Source organism: Dysgonomonas sp. 37-18 (genome assembly GCF_001899125.1).
GTDB lineage: Bacteria > Bacteroidota > Bacteroidia > Bacteroidales > Dysgonomonadaceae > Dysgonomonas.
Map to the genome: position 1 here is coordinate 252,329 of NZ_MKVC01000040.1, position 20,045 is coordinate 272,373.

Below are 20,045 nucleotides of genomic sequence, written 5' to 3' on the forward strand. Positions count from 1 at the left end.
AAATAAAGATCAAAAATAGCCAGATGCAGTAAAATTGACTATTTTTGTACGTTTTATAAACTTAATTGATGTGATTTCAGTAGAAGGACTAACGGTAGAATTTGGAGGTTTCAGCCTCTTTGACGATATATCTTTTGTTATCAACAAGAAGGAGAGAATAGCCCTTGTTGGTAAAAATGGAGCAGGTAAATCAACCATGCTTAAAATATTTGCGGGGCTGCAAGCTCCTACACGAGGAAATCTTTCCGTACCCAAAGACATAACGATCGGTTATCTGCCGCAGCACATGACCCTAAAAGAAGGTAATACTGTTTTTGAAGAGGCTTCTTTAGCATTTTCTCACATACAGAAGATAGAAACCGAATTAGAGTATGTAAATAAGCAGTTGGCTGAAAGAACCGACTATGAGTCGGAAGCCTATCACAACCTGATTGAGAAATCATCTTATCTCAACGAGGAGTTTATGATGTCGGGGGGCGGTAACTTTCAGGCAGAAATAGAAAAAACACTGACTGGTCTCGGCTTTAAACGTACAGACTTTGAACGTCCGACAAGTGAATTTAGTGGAGGATGGCGCATGCGTATCGAATTAGCGAAACTGCTTCTTCAACGTCCAGACGTACTTTTACTCGACGAACCGACTAACCACCTTGATATAGAGTCGATCCAGTGGCTCGAAACATTTCTTTCGACCCGTGCCAATGCCGTCTTACTTGTATCGCATGACCGTGCTTTTCTGGATGCTGTAACCCAACGCACAATAGAAATATCTCTCGGACGTATTTACGATTATAAAGTACCCTATACCAAATATGTGGAACTGAGGCAGGAGCACCGCGAGCATCAAATACGTGCTTTTGAAAATCAGCAAAAGCAAATACAGAAAACCGAAGAGTTTATAGAGCGTTTCCGCTACAAAGCGACAAAATCGGTACAAGTACAATCACGCATAAAGCAATTGGATAAGCTAGAACGGCTGGAGGTAGACGATGAAGATAATGCTATGCTGAATCTTAAATTTCCTCCTGCACCACGCTCAGGTTCTTATCCTGTAATTGTAGAAAATGTAGAAAAAAGCTATGGAGATCATCTGATCTTCAAAGATGTAACATTTACGATACATAGAGGAGATAAAGTAGCTTTTGTTGGGAAGAATGGAGAAGGGAAATCTACCTTAGTGAAATGCATTATGAACGAGATTGACTTCAAAGGCAAACTCGAACTAGGACATAATGTAAAAATAGGCTACTTCGCACAGAATCAAGCACAGTTATTAAACGGGGATCACACCGTGTTCGAAACAATAGACTATGTGGCTGTAGGTGATATACGAACTAAGATCAGAGACATATTGGGAGCCTTTATGTTTGGGGGAGAAGCTTCTGACAAAAAAGTAAAAGTATTGTCCGGTGGAGAACGTAGCCGCTTGGCAATGATACGCTTATTACTCGAACCCGTCAATCTGCTTATTCTCGATGAGCCGACCAATCACCTCGATATGCGTTCGAAGGATGTTTTGAAGAAGGCGATTAAAGAATTTGACGGAACAGTTATCGTAGTATCCCATGATCGAGATTTCTTAAACGGGCTTGTAGAAAAAGTTTATGAATTTGGTAACCAACAAGTAATAGAGCACTTAGGCGGAATCTATGAATTTCTTGAAAAGAAAAAAATGGATAGCCTCAAAGAACTTGAAGTCTCTACATCTCCGCTTAATGAATCAGACAAGACTACAGATCAAGAATCTGTAAATAAGTTATCTTACGAAGAGCGAAAAGAATTAGCTCGTCAAATAAAAAGAGTAGAAAAACAAATTTCGGATATAGAAAAAAGTATAGAAAGTAAAGAGAACGAAATAGCCGAAATAGAACTTAAACTAACAACACCGGAAGGTGCGGCCGACGCTTCTCTATTCGAAAGACATGGACTATTATCAAAAGAGTTGGAAGACGATATGCTCAAATGGGAAGAATTGACTGTTGAACTTCAAAATATTTCGAAAGACTAAATTTGCATTCTATGAGAACTATATTGTCTATTTTAATGTTATTTTGTACTATGATTTTATCGGCACAAGAAATACAAGAAAATATCCTTGAAAATAAAACCTATCTCGAAAGAATGGCTTACTTCAAGGCAACCCCTCTGACTAATGGGCAAATAATATTTTTAGGGAATAGTTTGACACAAGGCGGTAAATGGAATGAATACTTCCCTACTCAAAAACCTGTAAACAGAGGCATAGCGGGTGACAATACATTGGGGATGCTCAATCGGTTAAACGAAATTATAATTGCTAAGCCAAAGAAAGTATTCCTCATGGCAGGAATCAATGATATATCTCTCAGCAGATCGAATGAGAAAATAATGATAGGCATCAAGTCTATCATCTACCAAATAGAAACAGGCTCGCCTTATACAAAAATCTATGTTCAAAGTCTATTGCCAATCAACAACAATAGAAATGTATATCAACGAATGTTGAATAAAGAGTGGCAGATAGAACAGTTGAATAAAGAGTTAAAAGCTTTCTGTGAAAAGGAGAATATAACCTTTATCAATATTTATCCTGCATTTTTGAGCGAAGACAGAACCTTAGATGCCAGATACACAACGGACGGATTGCATCTGAACGATAACGGATACACAGTTTGGGTAGACCAAATACGAAAATATGTAGAGGAGTAACTAATTTAATTTATATGAACAAAATCTATTTCTATTTACCGATTGCCGCTCTCGCTCTAACGCAAGTGAGCTGTAAACAAAAGGCAAGCGCACAGGACTCGGATGCTGATATTATGAATATCGCACAGAAATTTGATACTGCCAATTTGGATATTACAGCTATCCCCGGCAATAACTTTTACCAATACGCTACAGGCGGTTGGGCAAAGGCAAACCCTATGAAAGACGAATATGCACGCTATGGTTCATTCGATCAATTAGCTGAACGAAATCAAGAGCAAGTAAAAGGTCTTATTGAAGAATTGGGTAAAACAAAACATGATCAAGGTTCTATCGCTCAGAAGATTGGAGACCTGTTTGCGTTGGGAATGGATAGTACGAAGCTCAATGCCGACGGAGCAAAACCAATAAAAGCTCAGTTGGATAATATAAACAAAGCTTCTACAACAGCTGATATAGTAAAACTAACGGGAGAACTAAGAAAATATGCGAACTCTCCATTCTTTGGTCTATATGTAGGTGCCGACGACAAGAATAGTTCTATGAATATTGTTCAACTATACCAGGGAGGTCTCGGATTAGGAGAACGCGATTATTACGTAGCACAAGACTCTACATCGGTTGCTATCCGTAAAGGATATCTCAACTTGATAAAGACTCAATTTGTAAATGCGGGCTACAGCGAAGCTGATGCACAAAAATCAGCTGACGTAGTTCTAAAAATAGAAACAGCTTTAGCAAAAGATCACTTCAAAAAAGAAGACACCAGAATTCCAGAATTGAATTATCACAAAATGAATGTTACCGATTTGAATAAATCAGTAGCTAATTTTGACTGGAAAGCCTTCTTCGATGCAGCCGATGCTAAAGATTTTACAGAAATTAATGTAGCTCAGGTAAAACCGATTGCAACAGCCGTAAATTTGATACATACACTGCCTATTGATGAATCGAAAGCTTATCTTTCATGGTGCTTGATCAATTCTGCAGCCGGGTATCTTAGCGACAATTTTGTAAATGCAAACTTTGACTTCTACGGAAGACAACTTAGTGGTCGCAAAGTATTACAACCTCGTTGGAAGCGTGCTGTAGGAGTTGTGGATGGAGCTCTTAGTGAAGCTGTAGGTCAAATGTATGTAGAAAAATACTTCCCAGCTGAAGCTAAAGAAAGAATGCTGAAGTTGGTGAAGAATCTGCAGGTAACATTGGGCGAACGCATCAACAACTTGACATGGATGAGCGATGCAACGAAAGCTAAAGCTCAGGAAAAACTGAACTCTTTTACTGTTAAGATTGGTTATCCGGACAAATGGAAAGACTATTCAACGCTTAATATAAAGAAAGACTCTTATTGGGAAAATGTAGTACGGGCAAGTGAGTTCGATCATAACGAAATGATCAAAAAGATCAACAAGCCTGTAGATAAGAGCGAATGGCATATGCCTCCGCAAATGGTGAATGCATACTATAATCCAACAACGAATGAAATTTGTTTCCCGGCGGGAATTTTACAACCACCATTCTTCTATCTAAACGAAGATGATGCGGTTAACTATGGAGCTATCGGTGTTGTTATCGGTCATGAAATGTCTCACGGATTTGACGATCAAGGATCTAAATATGACAAAGAGGGTAACCTGTCGGACTGGTGGACAAAAGAAGACTCTAAGAAATTTAACGAAAGAGCTCAGGTACTTGTTCAACACTTCAACAAAATAGAGGTTCTTCCGGGTGTATTTGCTAATGGAACATTTACTTTGGGAGAAAACATCGGAGACTTTGGTGGACTTCAAATTTCATACAATGCATTCGAAAAAACAGATGAAGCTAAAAAAGGCGATAAAATAGACGGCTTTACTCCGGCTCAACGTTTCTTCTTATCTTATGCAGGAGTATGGGCAGGTAATATTCGTGATGCAGAAATCCTACGTCGTACAAAAACAGACCCGCATTCTTTAGGTAAATGGCGTGTAAATGGCACATTACCTCATATCGATGCATGGTATAAAGCATTTAATATCACAGAAAAAGATTCTCTATATATTCCAAAAGAAAAGAGAGCTGATATCTGGTAATATAAATAGGTTTTAAAAGAAATGGGTTCGTTTTCTACGAACCCATTTTTATTTTATAGCCTTATTATCAATCTTTCTTTATCAGTTGATCAAATTCCTCTCTAGTTCCAGCAAATGCGTTCAGGTCAACATCCGTTTTTATACCTTCTATTTTCCCTTTATTCGTATATTGCCAAAACAACCATTTACGCCCATCAGGCAGCTTTGGCTTAGAAACTATATCTCTTATCCAAATGGGATTATCAACGAACTGTCCGATCATGTAGTTTTTATAGAACTCATTTGTAGTGTAGATAAGCACCTTCCGTTGATAATGATTTTCCAGAATCTCTATAAACTTGGCAATTTCTGCGATAATATCTTCTTTACGATTTTCCTGCTGACAATTTCCGCCATACTCCAAGTCGATAATAGGCGGAAGGTCTATACTATCTTTAGGTACATAATGAATATAATTTCGGGCCTGTGCATCTCCATCTTTACAAAATGTAAAAAAATGATAAGCACCTACCGGTACATTATGATGAATGGCTAGTCTCCAGTTTTCCTGAAAAAGAGAATCTTTATGATTACCTCCTTCTGTAGCTTTTATAAAAGCAAATTGAACGGATTGCTTGTCTAATTTTCCCCAATCAATTGTTTGTTGATGATGAGAAACATCTATGCCTTGTACCGAATACTCTTCAAAAGAAGGGTAGTTCATTCGTATATACCCTTTGGTATAAGCAAAATACAATCCGGTTATAACAACAGCTATAATCAGTATTGCACCAAGGGAAGAATATATGATGAGTTTCTTTTTCATACAGATATTAAAGTTAACACGATAATATTATTTTTAGTGAAGATAATAATTACTATTTTCTTTTAATATGTAGAAATTATATTTATTTTTGATAAAAATTATTAATCTTAAAAATCAGATAGTTATGTCAGAATTTAATACAGAAAATCAAGATTACCAATCTTCTCCCTATCAGGCTAATAATTTAGATGATTTTGCTAAACCTGTTAAACCCGATAATAACTTGGTCTTATCAATTGTAGGTACAGTACTAGGACTATGCTCTCCATGCTGTATAGGACTGATATTAGGTGTTATTGCAATCGTATTTTCTACACAAGTAGATTCAAAATATAATGCAGGAGAATATGAGGCAGCACAGGGAAATGCACAAAAGGCTAAGATTTTTGCTCTGATTGCCATCGGATTATTCGCTCTCAATTTAATCTATGGTATTATTATGTTTATCACAGGCGGAATGGATGCTGTACTTGAACAATACAAAGAGGTTCTAAAATATGCTGAATAAATAAATACTAAATTATTAATATATTTGGAAAGGTAATCGTAGCAATTACCTTTCCTTTTTTATATGAGAAAATATATAGGATATATCATTATCATAGCTATTCCTTTAATCATAGCATTTGTCTATTACAATTATTATGCAACAACAGGGAATATATGGAGCAAACAGTGTAGTTTTCACGAGCTAACAGGACTTCAGTGCCCCGGATGTGGCGGTCAACGATCTTTTTACCATCTGCTACACGGAAATATATTGCAAGCATTACGGTATAATGCTCTATTAATAATTATACTCCCCTTCTTGCTATATATATATTTCCTCTTAGCTCAGGTTTACATATTAAAGAATAAGAACTATCTGAAATACTTTAACTTTTCGGGGAAGCTGGGATATATCTTTATCGCCGTATTAGTCATATTCTTTATTCTACGAAACATACCCATATCTCCTTTTATTTACTTATCTCCTCCTCGGTAAAAGAAAAAAAGTGGCTTTCGCCACTTTTCATTATATTACTTTCTTAAATCTTTCGAGGAATATATTTGCCTGATCGATAGTCAAACAAAGAGGAGGCAATAAGCGGAACACATGAGTTCCTGTAGCTCCTGTAAATACTTTCTCTTCGAAAAGAAGCTTCGAACGTTTCTCTTTAATAGGTTCGTTAAATTCCATCCCAATCATCAATCCTCGTCCACGAACTTCTTTTATCTGAGGAATCTTTTTCAACTCTTGCATCAGGTATTCACCAACATTGTAAGCATTCTCGACCAGCCTCTCTTCTTTCATAATATCCAATACTGCAATAGCAGCAGCACAAGCCAAATGATTTCCACCAAAGGTAGTACCAAGCTGACCATATACAGCCTTAAACATCGGATTGATGAGCACGCCTGCCATAGGGAAACCATTACCGATACCTTTAGCTACAGTTATAATATCAGCTTGTATATCTGCATACTGGTGAGCGAAAAACTTACCACTACGCCCATATCCCGATTGTATTTCGTCCAATATAAGGATCGTTCCTGTCTCGGTACAAACATCACGAAGCTGCTTTAAAAAGCTGTCCTCAGGAACTTGTATTCCTGCAACACCCTGAATACCTTCAATCAAAACAGATGAATATTCTTTAGTAGCAAGCTCTTTCTTTATAAATTCAATATCATTAAATGGAGCAAACACATAGTTCGGATTCATATTCACAGGAGCTGAATATGCCGGAATATCTGTAGCCGCAACTGTAGCTGAAGTGCGCCCATGAAACGCTTTCGCAAAAGCTAACACCTTTTTTCGTCCATTATGGAAGGAAGCAAGCTTTATGGCATTTTCATTTGCTTCTGCACCCGAATTTATCAGAAATAAAAAATAATCGGGATAACCACATTGTTCTCCAAGTTTTTGAGCAACCTCCTGTTGTAATTTGTTTATAACAGAGTTTGAATAAAACCCAAGCTTATTCAATTGATCTGTTAGCTTTTCTACATAGTACGGATGAGTATGTCCTACGGATATCACAGCATGCCCGCCATACAAATCCAAGTATTCATTTCCCTTGTCATCATATACATAGCATCCATTACCTTTCACTATGTTAATATCAAACAGTGGGAACACATCAAATAATTTCATTTTGTATATATTAATTAGTTATATTATTTATCAAATCTATCACACCCTCTTTATTTATTATATACATCCCAAGTCTTACATCCGATACCCCCTCTTTCAATTTATATGTATAAACCGGATGCCCGTCTTCTTCCTTTATATCAAAGTAACTGAACTGAATATTAGCTTTTGATTCCAACTCTCTTGCCGCTTCTACAATATGGGTTGAGATAACAAAAAACGAGGTTCTAATTTTAGCAAAGGCAGAAACAACCGCTACTGTTCCATCGTAAGCATCTTTCACATTTGTTCCTCTGAACAGCTCGTCGAATAGAACCAATATTCTGTTATTTGCTTCCAGCCTATGAGCCACATCCTTGATCCTCATTACCTCTGCATAGAAATGGCTATAACCTGTACTCAGATTATCCGAAATATTTATAGTTGTACTCAATCCAGACAAAATACCGATTTTCATTTTACCGGCAGGAACAGGAAAACCTGCGTGTGCCAAGTATACAGCCACACCTAGCGCTTTTAGGAATGTTGATTTACCCGCCATATTAGGTCCCGATATGAATAATAGATTCGACTGGTTGTCGAAATGCACATCATTCGAGATAGCATTCTCTACAAAAGGATGGAATAGCCCTTCCAAATCAAGCACAGTCTCTGTTTCAGATAATATTTCAGGGTATTGTAAATGATATTTAGCAGCCGCTTTGGCCACCGCAAACAAGGCATCATATTCATGTACAAGGTCTAGGAAGAAATGTATATGTTTCTTATCGGTGTAACGAAACATATAATCGAGCCTCATTATATCATAAGACTTGTATTTCTTCATATCCTTTATCTCTTTGTATGCCTCTTTTTGGAAAAGCTCCAGAACAATATCGTTATTCTTCACTAAGAATACAGGAGCATCTCCTTCTTTAAGTTTGTCAGCCAAGATAATAGAAAATTCATATATATTCTTTAGGAGGTCTACTGTCGAAGTAACCCCTTTTTCGGCAAGGTAGTATTCATTACTGCTTGTACTTATCTTGTCCGCAATCATTTTCTCTATAGCCGTAAACCAAGAAGGCATCCGTGTCGGATAATCGGGCTGCCGTAGATAGTATTCAGTAAAATCCAAAGCATCCTTATCAAGATTCAGACCATCCGGGAAATGCTTATGAAAAAAGGCAATCGTCTCCTTTCTTTCCGTGATCTGCTTATAGTCAGCCAAAGGATTAGCAAGATACTCGTATAACTTTTTCTTACCTCCAATGCACTGTGTATGATTAAATAAACCAACAACAGACAATCCTTCTTTGACTGTTTCAAAGATTTCAAGGTCCTTCTTCGTCTGACTGTCTACTTCAAATTTCATATATTTCATGATTATAAGATTTTATCGGTTCTATACAAAATAGATATACTGTAGAACCTTTTTCCATAAACCTTATAGTTTTTTATTTTAAGAACTCTGACTTTCTATTAAAAGGTGGCAACCAACGGTCACAGGAGCGAAGCGTATGTAAAAGTAACACTTATCAGTATACTCTTTATTGTTACTTTATCCTTAAAAAACTTCTATAATAGATAATCTTATAAGCGGAATATAATCCTTACAATTCTTTCATATAACCTATAATGGTCTTCATTGCTGTATCCCAATTCAATCGGGATTCGAAGTCATGGTAAGCCGACAGAGCCAACTCATTATAATAGTCTTTGTCTTCGAATGTTTTATATATCTGTTGCGCATACTCTTTAGGTTCTACTTGGGAACTAAGGATTATTCCATTCGTATCATTCACGATAGAAGGAATTCCTCCTGTTGCAGCCGATACACACGGAACTGCATACGACATAGCTTCAGAAAAAACAATCGGTGTACAGTCTGCCCGTGAGGGAATAAAAAGAAAATGGCTTTGCAAAATCAAATCTTCTACCTTTTTCATGCCTTCGGGAGTGGCTTTACTTATACGCCCATGATTGATTATATAAGGTGGTAAGTTTTCTACCGGCAAATCATCGATACCTACAATATGTAATTCAGCTGGTTGACGTAGTTCTTCATTCAAATACCTAACAGCATCGATGGCAATATCTCCACCTTTGCGAAACCAGTCAACACCTAGGAAAAGAATCTTACAAACATCTGTACTTCTTTTTTTAAGTATACCTTTTATCTCCTCTAAAGATATTTTCTGAGTAGAGATATTTGCACCAAAGGGTACAATCCTTACTTTATCACTATCAGCATCATAATCTTTGATTGCACTATCTGCAGCCCACTGAGAACTATAAATAGCCAAACTACTTGAGTCTAATGATAATTGCTCCATCTGATTTCCTTCTTTAATATACTGCTGACTAAGATTTGAAAAATAGTCATAGTAATTTATCATCGAAGCAAATGTAGCATCAGTATATATGACCTTATGCTTATTTGTTTTCAGATAAGACATAAGAGTAGAGCTGTGAGAAAATAATATATCTGTAGTCGGATTCAGATGTGCTGATATCTGTTTTGCATAACTTTTTCCGAATTCGGGTGACCGGTCTGCACGATATATTTTGTTTTGCCCATATAACTTATTCTTCACCTTCAGAGAGAATGTCCAATCTTCCTGCAAACCTGTTATATAATCCACATTGGAGTATTTAGCCAGATTTGTTGCCATAAAATGCACAGTGCCGGACCAATGCTTTATGTCTGTGGATGGAAAGTTTGTTACATAGGTTATGTTCATAATGATTGTTATTTACATCTTCTGACTACAAAATAATGAATTATTTTATGGGAGAAAAATATATATATTAACAATAATCCTATTAATATTATAATTAACAGTGAAAAACCAAAAGGAACTGCTATATCTACACTAAAAAACACTTTTCTAAAAGACCACAATAGTAAAAGACCCGCCAGTGTATAAGCATAAGGTGAGATAATCCATTCCGTATTATGAACTATCCATTTTTGATAAAACTCTTTATACTCATCTAACTTGAGCAATTCTTTAAATATTCTATTAGATGCCCTATACTTTTTTAATCTCCCTAAATTAATCGCAATCCATTTTTTACTTGCGATATACAGAGTATTATACTCATAGTAGTTTTTATCCAATTTGCCTATTAGAACCTCTAGTTGATCAGCTACTATTTTCCCTTTCTTATACTCTCCTTTATCATCAAGGATCCTTATGTACATTATTTTCAGATAGATAAACTTTGAAGTTGTAATATTTGTATTCGCATTCTCTAAATCATCAAAAAAACTTAGATTACGCTTATAAAAATTTAAGAAAAGTTCATCTCTTTTCTCCTTTTGCACATCTTTCTTTAGAATACCATCCAGTTCAATAAGGATAGGATGCTTAGATTTCTCTGAATTGTTAGGTGGCGTATACATAATTATTTCTTTCAAAAAGCAGATGCTTTCAAATTCAACCCTATAGTTTCTTCCAAACCAAAAATCAGATTCATATTATGCACTGCCTGACCGGAAGCTCCTTTTACTAAATTGTCGATACATGAAAGAATAAGCAGTTTATTACCATGTTTCTCAAGATGTAAAACACATTTATTTGTATTTACAACTTGTTTTAAATCGATATTCTTATCCGATATAATCGTAAACGGGCTATCCTTGTAATAATCTTTATACAATTTCTCTGCATCCTCTATTGTACCGTCGTAATTGATATAGGTAGATACAAAAATACCTCTCGTGAAGTTTCCACGCACAGGGATAAAATTAATATCTTCACCAAAATTTACCTGTAACTGATTTAGCGACTGTTTGATTTCCGTCAGATGCTGATGTTCGAAAGCTTTATAAACTGATATATTGTTTTCACGCCAACTGAAATGAGATGTAGCAGAAGGCTTCACCCCTGCCCCGGTAGATCCTGTAATAGCATTCACATGAATCTCAGCAGTCAGCTTATTTGCTTTTGCCAAAGGTAACAATCCTAACTGTATAGCTGTTGCAAAACATCCCGGATTAGCCACATAGGAAGACTGCTTGATTTCTTCTTTATTCAACTCAGGAAGACCATAAATAAACTTATTTCCTACTGCTTTATGTCGATAATCTGTAGAAAGGTCAATTATTTTCAGGTGATCGGGGATATCATTCGCATCCAAGAACTTCTTAGTATCGCCATGTGCTGTGCAGAAGAATAAAACATCAATCTTGTTATAGGGTAATTGATCGGTGAAACTCATATCTGTTTCTCCCAAGAGGCCTCCATGTACATCTGTCAGCTTATTCCCTGCATTACTTGTACTATTTACGAATACAAGTTCTACCTGTGGATGATTGAGTAATATCCTTATCAGTTCTCCGGCTGTATAGCCTGCTCCACCTATTATTCCTGCTTTTATCATTTATTTTTATATTTACCACAGAGTGAACGGTGTGGTTGATCTTAAATATTATTTTCCGTTTTTCTTCTGCACACTATGATATATCTTATTTGTCATAGCATATATCTTGGTAAATCCTTTGGCATCGTCGGAAGTCCAAGCTTTGTTCATTTCGCCATATTCACCAAAGTCTGCTTTCATCAAGTCGAAATCACTTTCAACCCCTACAAGAGTATAATGATAAGGTTTCAGTTCTATGATAACACGACCTGAGACATTGCGCTGCGAACTTTCGAGCATCGCTTCTATATCTCGCATCACAGGCTCTAGGTATTGCGCTTCATGTAAAAACATGCCATACCAGTTACCTACCTGATCTTTCCAATATTGTTGCCATTTGGTAAGTGTATGTTTTTCCAACATTTTATGAGCATTGATGATAACAATAGGTGCAGCGGCTTCAAAACCTACACGTCCTTTAATACCAATAATAGTATCACCTATATGCATATCTCGACCTATAGCGTAAGCGGAAGCAATTTCTTCAATTTTCTGTATCGCCTTTACTTTATCAGTATATTTTTCACCGTTAACAGCAGCTATTTCACCTTCTTCAAAATCAATAGTCAGCATTTCTGAGTCTTGTTTTTTCAATTGAGAAGGGTATGCTTCCTCTGGAAGAGTTTGATTCGATTTCAATGTTTCTTTTCCACCGATACTTGTACCCCAAAGACCCTTGTTGATAGAATACTCCATTTTTGTGAAATCTGCTTCATACCCATGCTCTTTCAGATAATTGATTTCATATTCACGAGTGAGCAGCAAGTCACGTGTTGGAGTAATTATTTCGATGCCCGGTGCAAGCACATCAAAAGTCAGGTCGAAACGAACCTGATCATTTCCGGCACCAGTGCTTCCATGCGCTACAGCGTCAGCACCTATTTCTTTTGCATAGTTGATAATAGCAATTGCCTGAAAAATACGCTCCGAACTAACAGATATAGGGTATGTGCCGTTGCGAAGCACATTGCCAAAGATCATATATTTGATACTTTTCTCATAATACTCTTGTGTTATATCAAGACTAACATGTTTTGCAGCACCCAGTTTATATGCCTTTTGCTCTATAACCTTAAGTTCGTCAGCAGTAAATCCACCCGTGTTTGCAATTGCTGTATATACCTCATAACCAAGGTCAGCAGATAAATATTTAGCGCAAAACGATGTATCTAATCCCCCACTGAATGCTAAAACGACTTTCTTTTTCATTTCTTCAATTGCTTTTTTAGGTCTTTTATGATTGTTTTTATTTCTTTCTTGTCTTTTTGCTTCTCCGGATCGAAAAGCATCGCTGTACAAATACAGTATTTACGCTCGGTACGAGTAAGCACATCGTAATTTACACAACCTTGACAACCACGCCAGAAAGCGTCATCATCCGTCAGCTGAGCAAATGACACAGGCACATAACCAAGTTCGGTATTTATTTTCATTACAGCTGCTCCCGAAGTCAGACCAAATACCTTTGCATCAGGAAACATCGCTCTGGCCAGCGAAAAAGCATGTTGCTTGATTTTTTTCGCTAAGCCATGTTGTCTAAACTTCTCGACAACAATAAGTCCCGAGTTAGCAACATATTGTTTGTTTCCCCACGATTCGATATAGCAAAAACCAGCAAACTCTTCCCCGATAAGGGCTATAATTGCTTTGCCTTCTTTTATTTTAAGTTCCAAATATTCAGGTGAACGTTTTGCAATCCCTGTACCCCGAACTTTTGCAGCAGCTTCTATAGTATCTAATATTGTTTGTACATAGCCAAGATGCTCTTCTCCGGCTATTTGTATGGTGAGTTGTTGTTGCGCCTCCATTTTTTTGTCTAACACAAGTTCTTCTATATTGTTCATTTTAGTTGATCTATTCAATGTTTGGAATAAAGGTAGATAGTGAAGCTATCACTTCCTCTCGGCTCACATTTTCTTTTGGTATAATCAGTATCGTATCATCACCGGCCACTGTACCCAAAATATATTTTGAAGCTTTATTGTCTATTTCACCCGCTATCGCCATTGCATATCCCGGACGGGTTTTGATTATAGCCAGTTGTCCTGAGAATTCTATCCCTACAAACCCAAAGGATGAAAGCGGGGATTCTTCCGTAGTCGTAACCTTCGCTTCTGATAACTGATATGTATATGTACCTTTCGATGTCGGTGCTTTAACTATTTTCAATTCTTTGATATCGCGCGACAGCGTAGCCTGAGTAAGCTCAAAACCCTTTTCTGTAAGTATCTTAAGCAGCATATCCTGACTATTTATTTCATTAGTCTGAAGCACTTCTTTTATTATTTTGTGTCTGAATCTTTTAGTCATACATGTATAAATATACAAACAAGATGCAAAAATATACATTATATTGCATATTTGAAATTTTTAATGTATAAAATATATAAATAAAAAAGACTGTAGCAATATACTACAGTCTTCATCAAATTTGATTTGCTATGCTTTATCTCTTACAAACTTATCTTTATAATGATATTTTCTCTTGTAATTTAATATTATCAGAAGAACTACCTACCATAAAAGTAAAGTCTCCGTTCGGCTCAACAACTCTATTCATTTTCTTATCTATAATAGAAAAGTCGTCCTTTGTCAGTAGAAGCTTAATCGTTTTGGTCTCACCTTTCTTCAAATTGACTCTTTCAAAGGCTTTCAACTGCATAATGGGCTGCACAACAGAAGCCCTATTATTTCTGAGGTATAGCTGAACAACTTCGTCTCCATCAAGATTTCCAGAATTTCGAAGTTCTACAGCAACCTCAACATCTGAATTGCTCTTATTAATCTTCAGATTACTGTATTCGAAACTGGTAAAGCTAAGCCCATAACCGAAACTATACAATGGCTTGCTAGTCATCTCCACATAATCATGGCTTGCCGGGTTCCTGTGATTATAATATACAGGCAATTGCCCTACCGATTTGGCTACTGACATTGGTAAACGTCCCGCAGGGTTATATTCACCAAACAGAACATCAGCTATCGCATTGCCGCCTTCTTGTCCCGGATACCAAGCTGACAGTAGTGCATCTGCATTCTCTGCTGCCCAGTTCATATTCAGCGGACGACCTTGAATATACACCACGACAAAAGGTTTGCCGGTGGCTTTTATAGCCTTCAATAGCTCTAATTGTTTTCCCATAAGATCTAAACTAACTCTATCAAAGCCTTCGCCGCTCTCCATATCGCTTATACTATGCTCATCAATAACAGCAGCACCTGTTTCTATATATTTTGTTTTAAAATCACGTGCACTGGAACCTCCAATCACAACGACAGCCACATCTGATCTCAGGGCGGCCTGCACAGCCTTATCTATATCAGTGTTTAGGGTATCTCTGATAGCACAGCCTTTTACATATTCTATTTGCGATTGTTTAAGTTTAGATCTGATACCATCCAAAACAGTCTTAACATTACTATCATCCTGTGGTGCAGTATAATCACCTAACTGATTGTATACATTATCAGCATTAGGACCTATCACAGCAATTTTCTTTATCCTACTCTTATTAAGAGGTAAGACATTATTTTTGTTTTCGAGTAATACAATCGACTCTCTTGCTACTTGTCTTGCCAATGCCTTGTTTTCTTGTGTTCTAACAACCTGTTGTGCATTGTTTTCATCGACATATGGATTTTCGAAAAGTCCCATATCGAATTTCAATTTAAGTATTTTATATACAGCCGAGTCAATCTGAGTTTCACTAACCATGCCTTTTTTTACAGCGTCAGACAATGTAAAGAAAGCATTACCACCCAAGTCGCAATCAAGTCCTGACGTTAAGGATAATATAGCAGCTTCCTGTATTGTTGATACAACATAGTGACTTCCTCTCAATCCTTCGATACTACCCAAATCAGACACAGTAAAGCCTTTAAAACCCCAATCTTTGCATAGTACATCCTTTAGCAAATATTCGTTCGATGTACAAGGAATACCATCTACAGAGTTGTAAGCAGTCATCACAGACAAAGCCCCTGCTTTAACAGCTTTTTCGAATGGAGGTAAATAGTTTTCCTTCAAGTCGCGCATTCCCACACTATTGCTATTACCATTATGTCCACCATCGGGGATTCCATAAGCAACAAAATGCTTTAAAGTAGAAATCAAACTGTATGGTTTACTCAAATCTCCACTACCAAAACCTGTCACAAAGGCTTCTCCCATTTTAGAGATCAATACAGGATCTTCTCCATACGTTTCTTCCACACGAGACCATCTGGCTTCTCTTGCCAAATCTAAGACGGGACCATATCCGATATGCGAACCCTGAGAACGTGCTTCTTTGGATATTACCGCACTCATTTGTTGTATAAGACTAGGGTTCCATGTTGCCGCTTGCCCTATTGCTGTAGGGAAAACAGTAGTACCAATCGCCATATGCCCATGAGGACACTCTTCAGCTAGAAAAATAGGAATACCCAAGCGTGTATTCTCCATTATATAGCGCTGTAAAGCATTACCCGCTTTAGCTGCCAACTTCGGACTCAATCCGTTTTCTAATGTTTTTTTAGTCCATGGGTCTGCCCTAAAAGTAGCCCAGAGCATACCTATATGACGCTGTTGAACATACTCTTCAAACTTTTTAGAGTGTGTCACCTGATCTCCGTTCCGTTCATACATCTCCCAACCAAGAGGACAAAGCAACTGACCTACTTTTTCCTCCAAAGTCATGTGACTGATAAGATCGACAGTACGCTCTTCGCTTGACAGCTTTGGATTTTTGTACTTATACGCTTGTTGAGCACTTATTGTTTGAAATAGAAAGAGAGCAATAATGCTTAATTTAAAATAATTCATAAGTATATGTGTTCTTATATGATATATTTAACTTCTTTAAAGGCAAAATGTCTTTCTTCGCCTTCTTTCGTTTTTAAAATAAGGAGTCCCGAAGAATCAACATCTTGTATTCGGGCAAGGAAATCCGATATTCCATCATTGTATAGATGACAACCATCTTTCCTGAAAAGAGATTCTTTATATTGTTTTATCAGAGAATCGGCCTTTCCTATTTTTATTTGCTGGTAGTACACATTGATATTATCAACAACAGTCTTTAGTATTTCCTCAAGATTATAGTCTCTGTTAGTTATCTGTTTCAGAGATACAGGATTCGGAGCATCGCTTCTGAAATTTTCCTGATTGATATTAATGCCAATACCGGCAACAGAATGACCTATATTATCTTCGAGAATAGTGTTTTCTAATAGGATACCACATATTTTCTTTTCATTCCAATAGATATCGTTAGGCCATTTTATAGATATACTCTTTGTATATTCTTGCAGACAATTTGCTACGGCTAGAGATACAATCTGTGATAGTATAAATTGCTCTCCCGCTTTTATAAAGCCAGGGAACAAGACAATACTAAAAAGAATATTTTTTCCCGCTTCCGACTCCCAGCCATTCCCTCGCTGACCTTTCCCTGCCGACTGAAAATCTGCCCAAACGACAGTACCTTCATCAACATTCTGTGTCTGGAGTAGTTCTTTTAAATAATTATTAGTCGAGTTAGTCTCGCTAATGTGAATTATCTCAGGCACAGTCGTCAACTATTTGGTAAGTTATTATATTCTGTTTGCTTTACTTTGGGTAGTTTCTTTATAACTTCGTCTACTGAGTGAAGAATCAATTCTTTAATAAGTTTATCAGGCACATCGCTATCAAGAACAATTGTATTCCAATACTTTTTATTAGAATGAAATCCGGGTTTTATTCCCGTATATTCTTCACGCAGCTCGATAGCTTTCTCCGGATCACACTTGAGGTTAAGCCAAAATTCTCCATCTTTACTATCCAACGCCATATAAGCATACATCTTATCCATGATCTTGTAAACTAAGACATCCTCTCCAAAAGGAAATGTCTCTGTCGCTCCTTTTATAGCAATACAGGCTTCGCGCGCTTCTTCTATATTCATTTTCTGATTTATTAGATCTTTTTCTTCAAATAAGATTTTCTTAAATTTATACAGATGATCGCAAATAATGAGGTATCAGTTTATAGGCGCAAAAAATGCATCATCTATATGGTCTATTTCGAACTTTTGTCCTGTCCAAATTGCTGCAATAACATCAAAGCGGGCCGGTAAATCTATATTAAATTCTTTCAAATAGAAATCTGCCGCCTCTACAATCCTTTTTATTTTCCGTTTCGATACTGCGTCTTCCGGATGTCCCCAATAATTACTACTTCTTGTCTTTACTTCTACAAAAATAATAAACTCTTCGTTTCGAGCAATAATATCTATTTCGTATTTCTCATAAGTCCAATTTTGCTCAATGATCTTGTACCCCTTTTGTTTAAGAAGATTAACTGCTGCTTCCTCACCTTTTTTTCCAAGATCATTATGCTCAGCCATAGACTACTTAAAGCTTTAAAACCTTATTTACATTATCATACAAAGGAACGAGATTTGCAGTATCCACAGTTAAGCAGTATCCAACAGAATCTTGCAAGTTATTTGCTTCAAGCCGCTTGATATGTTCGGTACGATTAATATAGCCTCTTAAATCAGACTTTGCCTCTTGCCACATCGATAAAGCAACCTGAGTGGCATCTGAAGCAGACGCATATCCTTTTGCCACCAACCTATCAGCTAAAGCTCCGCCAAATAACGTATCTTCAATATTAAAACGATTGTTCCACCCCGCACAGAGTATCATTACATCTTTTTGCTTTTGTATGCAAAATTCAGTCAATGCACTTATATTCGAAAAAGCTCCGATAGTCAAAATATCTGCATTTGCAGCGGCTTCAATTGCCTGAGTTCCGTTTGTCGTTGTAAACACAATTTCTTTACTCTCTACCCTGTCCTCTGTATAGTCAAACGGTGAGTTTCCAAAGTCAGCAAAATCACAACGTTTCACATTCCGTTCTGCACCAACCAAGTATCCTTTAGGTTTATATTGTTGGGCTTCTTCGATAGAAGCTACCGGAATAATACACTTAGCTCCATTTTTCAGGGCAGCACACATGGTTGTAGTAGCCCTGAATATATCAACCACTACTACAATATAGTTATTGCTATCGGCATAGTAAGGATACAAAGCAGGAGAAAAACAAACATCAACTTTCATCTATAGCGCAGCTTTTATTCTTACTAATTTCTCCATAAGTCCTTCAAGCTGGTCTAGCGGAAGCATATTAGCTCCGTCCGACAATGCATTTGCTGTATCGAAGTGTGTTTCTATAAATAATCCATCTACCCCTGTAGCAATACCCGCTTTACACATCGTTTCTATCAATTTTGGTTGCCCCCCTGTTACACCCGAAGCCTGATTCGGCTTTTGCAGGCAGTGTGTTGCATCCAATACGACAGGAAAACCAAATTCTTTCATTTCAGGTATTCCTCGAAAGTCTACCACAAGATCAGAATAGCCAAAAGATGTACCACGGTCTGTAAGGATTACATTCTTATTTCCCGAATCCAATACTTTCTGCGCTGTAAACTGCATTCCACTCGGAGCCAGAAACTGACCTTTCTTTATGTTTACTATTTTACCTGTCTTAGCAGCTGCGATGAGCAAGTCAGTCTGACGGCAAAGAAATGCCGGAATCTGCAAAATATCAACATATTCTGCGGCCATTGCAGCCTCATGAGTTTCGTGAATATCCGTTACGGTAGGAATACCAAAAGTCTCACCTACCTTACGAAGTATCTTTAAAGCCTTTTCGTCTCCAATCCCGGTGAAAGAATCTACACGTGATCGATTTGCTTTCTTATAGGAACCCTTAAATACATAGGGAATATTTAGTCTATCTGTTATAGTTTTAACTTTTTCTGCAATACGAAGTACCATTTCTTCTCCCTCGATAACACATGGTCCTGCCAGCAAGAAAAAATTATCATTTTTTAAGTTCTCTATATTCATTTTTTATTTGTTTGATTACTAGATAAAATAGTGTTCAAAGGTACAAACATTC

General features: G+C 37.0%; 20 protein-coding genes. 5 read left to right on the forward strand and 15 right to left on the reverse strand.

Annotation, left to right across the window (positions count from 1 at the left end):
* Positions 1–70: 70 nt before the first annotated feature.
* The 3 genes from BGO84_RS15310 to BGO84_RS15320 are packed head-to-tail and all read left to right on the forward strand — an operon-like array spanning position 71 to position 4,763.
* Complete coding sequence (locus tag BGO84_RS15310) at positions 71–2,008, forward strand: ABC-F family ATP-binding cassette domain-containing protein (RefSeq protein ID WP_291030490.1); 1,938 nt, start codon at positions 71–73, stop codon at positions 2,006–2,008.
* Positions 2,009–2,019: 11 nt separating this feature from the next.
* Complete coding sequence (locus BGO84_RS15315; protein ID WP_291030492.1) at positions 2,020–2,688, forward strand: GDSL-type esterase/lipase family protein; 669 nt, start codon at positions 2,020–2,022, stop codon at positions 2,686–2,688.
* A 14-nt stretch (positions 2,689–2,702) separates the two neighbouring features.
* Positions 2,703–4,763: a M13 family metallopeptidase gene (locus tag BGO84_RS15320; protein ID WP_291030494.1), complete on the forward strand. Its 2,061-nt coding sequence runs from the start codon at positions 2,703–2,705 to the stop codon at positions 4,761–4,763.
* Between the two features lie 67 nt (positions 4,764–4,830).
* Here BGO84_RS15320 and BGO84_RS15325 read toward each other — a convergent pair whose 3' ends face one another.
* On the reverse strand, positions 4,831–5,568 hold the full coding sequence (locus BGO84_RS15325) for a GH25 family lysozyme (protein WP_291030496.1): 738 nt from the start codon (positions 5,566–5,568) through the stop codon (positions 4,831–4,833).
* A 124-nt stretch (positions 5,569–5,692) separates the two neighbouring features.
* On the opposite strand from BGO84_RS15325, the gene BGO84_RS15330 reads away from it, so the two are divergent.
* Together BGO84_RS15330 and BGO84_RS15335 are read left to right on the forward strand one after the other, a co-directional pair.
* Positions 5,693–6,076 (forward strand): CD225/dispanin family protein, encoded by a 384-nt coding sequence (locus BGO84_RS15330; protein WP_135103918.1) that lies wholly within the window; start codon positions 5,693–5,695, stop codon positions 6,074–6,076.
* 63 nt (positions 6,077–6,139) lie between these two features.
* Positions 6,140–6,553 carry a DUF2752 domain-containing protein gene (locus BGO84_RS15335; protein WP_291030498.1) on the forward strand — a complete coding sequence of 138 codons (414 nt, stop codon included), beginning with the start codon at positions 6,140–6,142 and terminating at the stop codon, positions 6,551–6,553.
* Positions 6,554–6,583: 30 nt separating this feature from the next.
* Here the strand turns inward: BGO84_RS15335 and BGO84_RS15340 are convergent, their stop codons facing one another.
* The 14 genes from BGO84_RS15340 to kdsA form a co-directional block, all read right to left on the reverse strand.
* Positions 6,584–7,705, reverse strand: coding sequence for an aspartate aminotransferase family protein (locus BGO84_RS15340; protein WP_291030500.1), 1,122 nt, complete (start codon positions 7,703–7,705; stop codon positions 6,584–6,586).
* Between the two features lie 10 nt (positions 7,706–7,715).
* Positions 7,716–9,068, reverse strand: a complete 1,353-nt coding sequence (locus tag BGO84_RS15345) for a hypothetical protein (protein WP_291030502.1) — start codon at positions 9,066–9,068, stop codon at positions 7,716–7,718.
* Between the two features lie 229 nt (positions 9,069–9,297).
* Positions 9,298–10,428 carry a glycosyltransferase family 4 protein gene (locus BGO84_RS15350; protein ID WP_291030504.1) on the reverse strand — a complete coding sequence of 377 codons (1,131 nt, stop codon included), beginning with the start codon at positions 10,426–10,428 and terminating at the stop codon, positions 9,298–9,300.
* Between the two features lie 8 nt (positions 10,429–10,436).
* Positions 10,437–11,108, reverse strand: a complete 672-nt coding sequence (locus BGO84_RS15355; protein WP_291030506.1) for a hypothetical protein — start codon at positions 11,106–11,108, stop codon at positions 10,437–10,439.
* Entirely contained in the window at positions 11,105–12,073 is a 969-nt protein-coding gene (gene argC, locus BGO84_RS15360; protein ID WP_291030508.1) for an N-acetyl-gamma-glutamyl-phosphate reductase, read from the reverse strand. The genes BGO84_RS15355 and argC overlap by 4 nt, the downstream gene beginning before the upstream one ends.
* 48 nt (positions 12,074–12,121) lie before the next feature.
* Positions 12,122–13,321 carry an argininosuccinate synthase domain-containing protein gene (locus tag BGO84_RS15365; protein WP_135103912.1) on the reverse strand — a complete coding sequence of 400 codons (1,200 nt, stop codon included), beginning with the start codon at positions 13,319–13,321 and terminating at the stop codon, positions 12,122–12,124.
* On the reverse strand, positions 13,318–13,920 hold the full coding sequence (locus tag BGO84_RS15370; RefSeq protein WP_221411791.1) for a GNAT family N-acetyltransferase: 603 nt from the start codon (positions 13,918–13,920) through the stop codon (positions 13,318–13,320). The genes BGO84_RS15365 and BGO84_RS15370 overlap by 4 nt, the downstream gene beginning before the upstream one ends.
* A 46-nt stretch (positions 13,921–13,966) precedes the next feature.
* On the reverse strand, positions 13,967–14,422 hold the full coding sequence (gene argR, locus BGO84_RS15375) for an arginine repressor (protein WP_291030510.1): 456 nt from the start codon (positions 14,420–14,422) through the stop codon (positions 13,967–13,969).
* A 157-nt stretch (positions 14,423–14,579) separates the two neighbouring features.
* Complete coding sequence (locus BGO84_RS15380) at positions 14,580–16,916, reverse strand: glycoside hydrolase family 3 N-terminal domain-containing protein (RefSeq protein WP_291030511.1); 2,337 nt, start codon at positions 16,914–16,916, stop codon at positions 14,580–14,582.
* Between the two features lie 14 nt (positions 16,917–16,930).
* Entirely contained in the window at positions 16,931–17,671 is a 741-nt protein-coding gene (locus BGO84_RS15385) for a biotin--[acetyl-CoA-carboxylase] ligase (protein ID WP_291030513.1), read from the reverse strand.
* Positions 17,668–18,039, reverse strand: a complete 372-nt coding sequence (locus BGO84_RS15390; RefSeq protein ID WP_291030515.1) for an MmcQ/YjbR family DNA-binding protein — start codon at positions 18,037–18,039, stop codon at positions 17,668–17,670. The genes BGO84_RS15385 and BGO84_RS15390 overlap by 4 nt, the downstream gene beginning before the upstream one ends.
* Before the next feature lie 75 nt (positions 18,040–18,114).
* Entirely contained in the window at positions 18,115–18,480 is a 366-nt protein-coding gene (locus BGO84_RS15395; RefSeq protein ID WP_135103906.1) for a YraN family protein, read from the reverse strand.
* Between the two features lie 7 nt (positions 18,481–18,487).
* The gene (locus BGO84_RS15400) at positions 18,488–19,198 is read right to left on the reverse strand and encodes a 2-phosphosulfolactate phosphatase (RefSeq protein ID WP_291030517.1); all 711 of its coding nucleotides are present in this window, start codon (positions 19,196–19,198) and stop codon (positions 18,488–18,490) included.
* Entirely contained in the window at positions 19,199–19,993 is a 795-nt protein-coding gene (gene kdsA, locus BGO84_RS15405; protein ID WP_291030519.1) for a 3-deoxy-8-phosphooctulonate synthase, read from the reverse strand. It abuts the gene before it with no gap.
* Between the last annotated feature and the right edge of the window lie 52 nt (positions 19,994–20,045).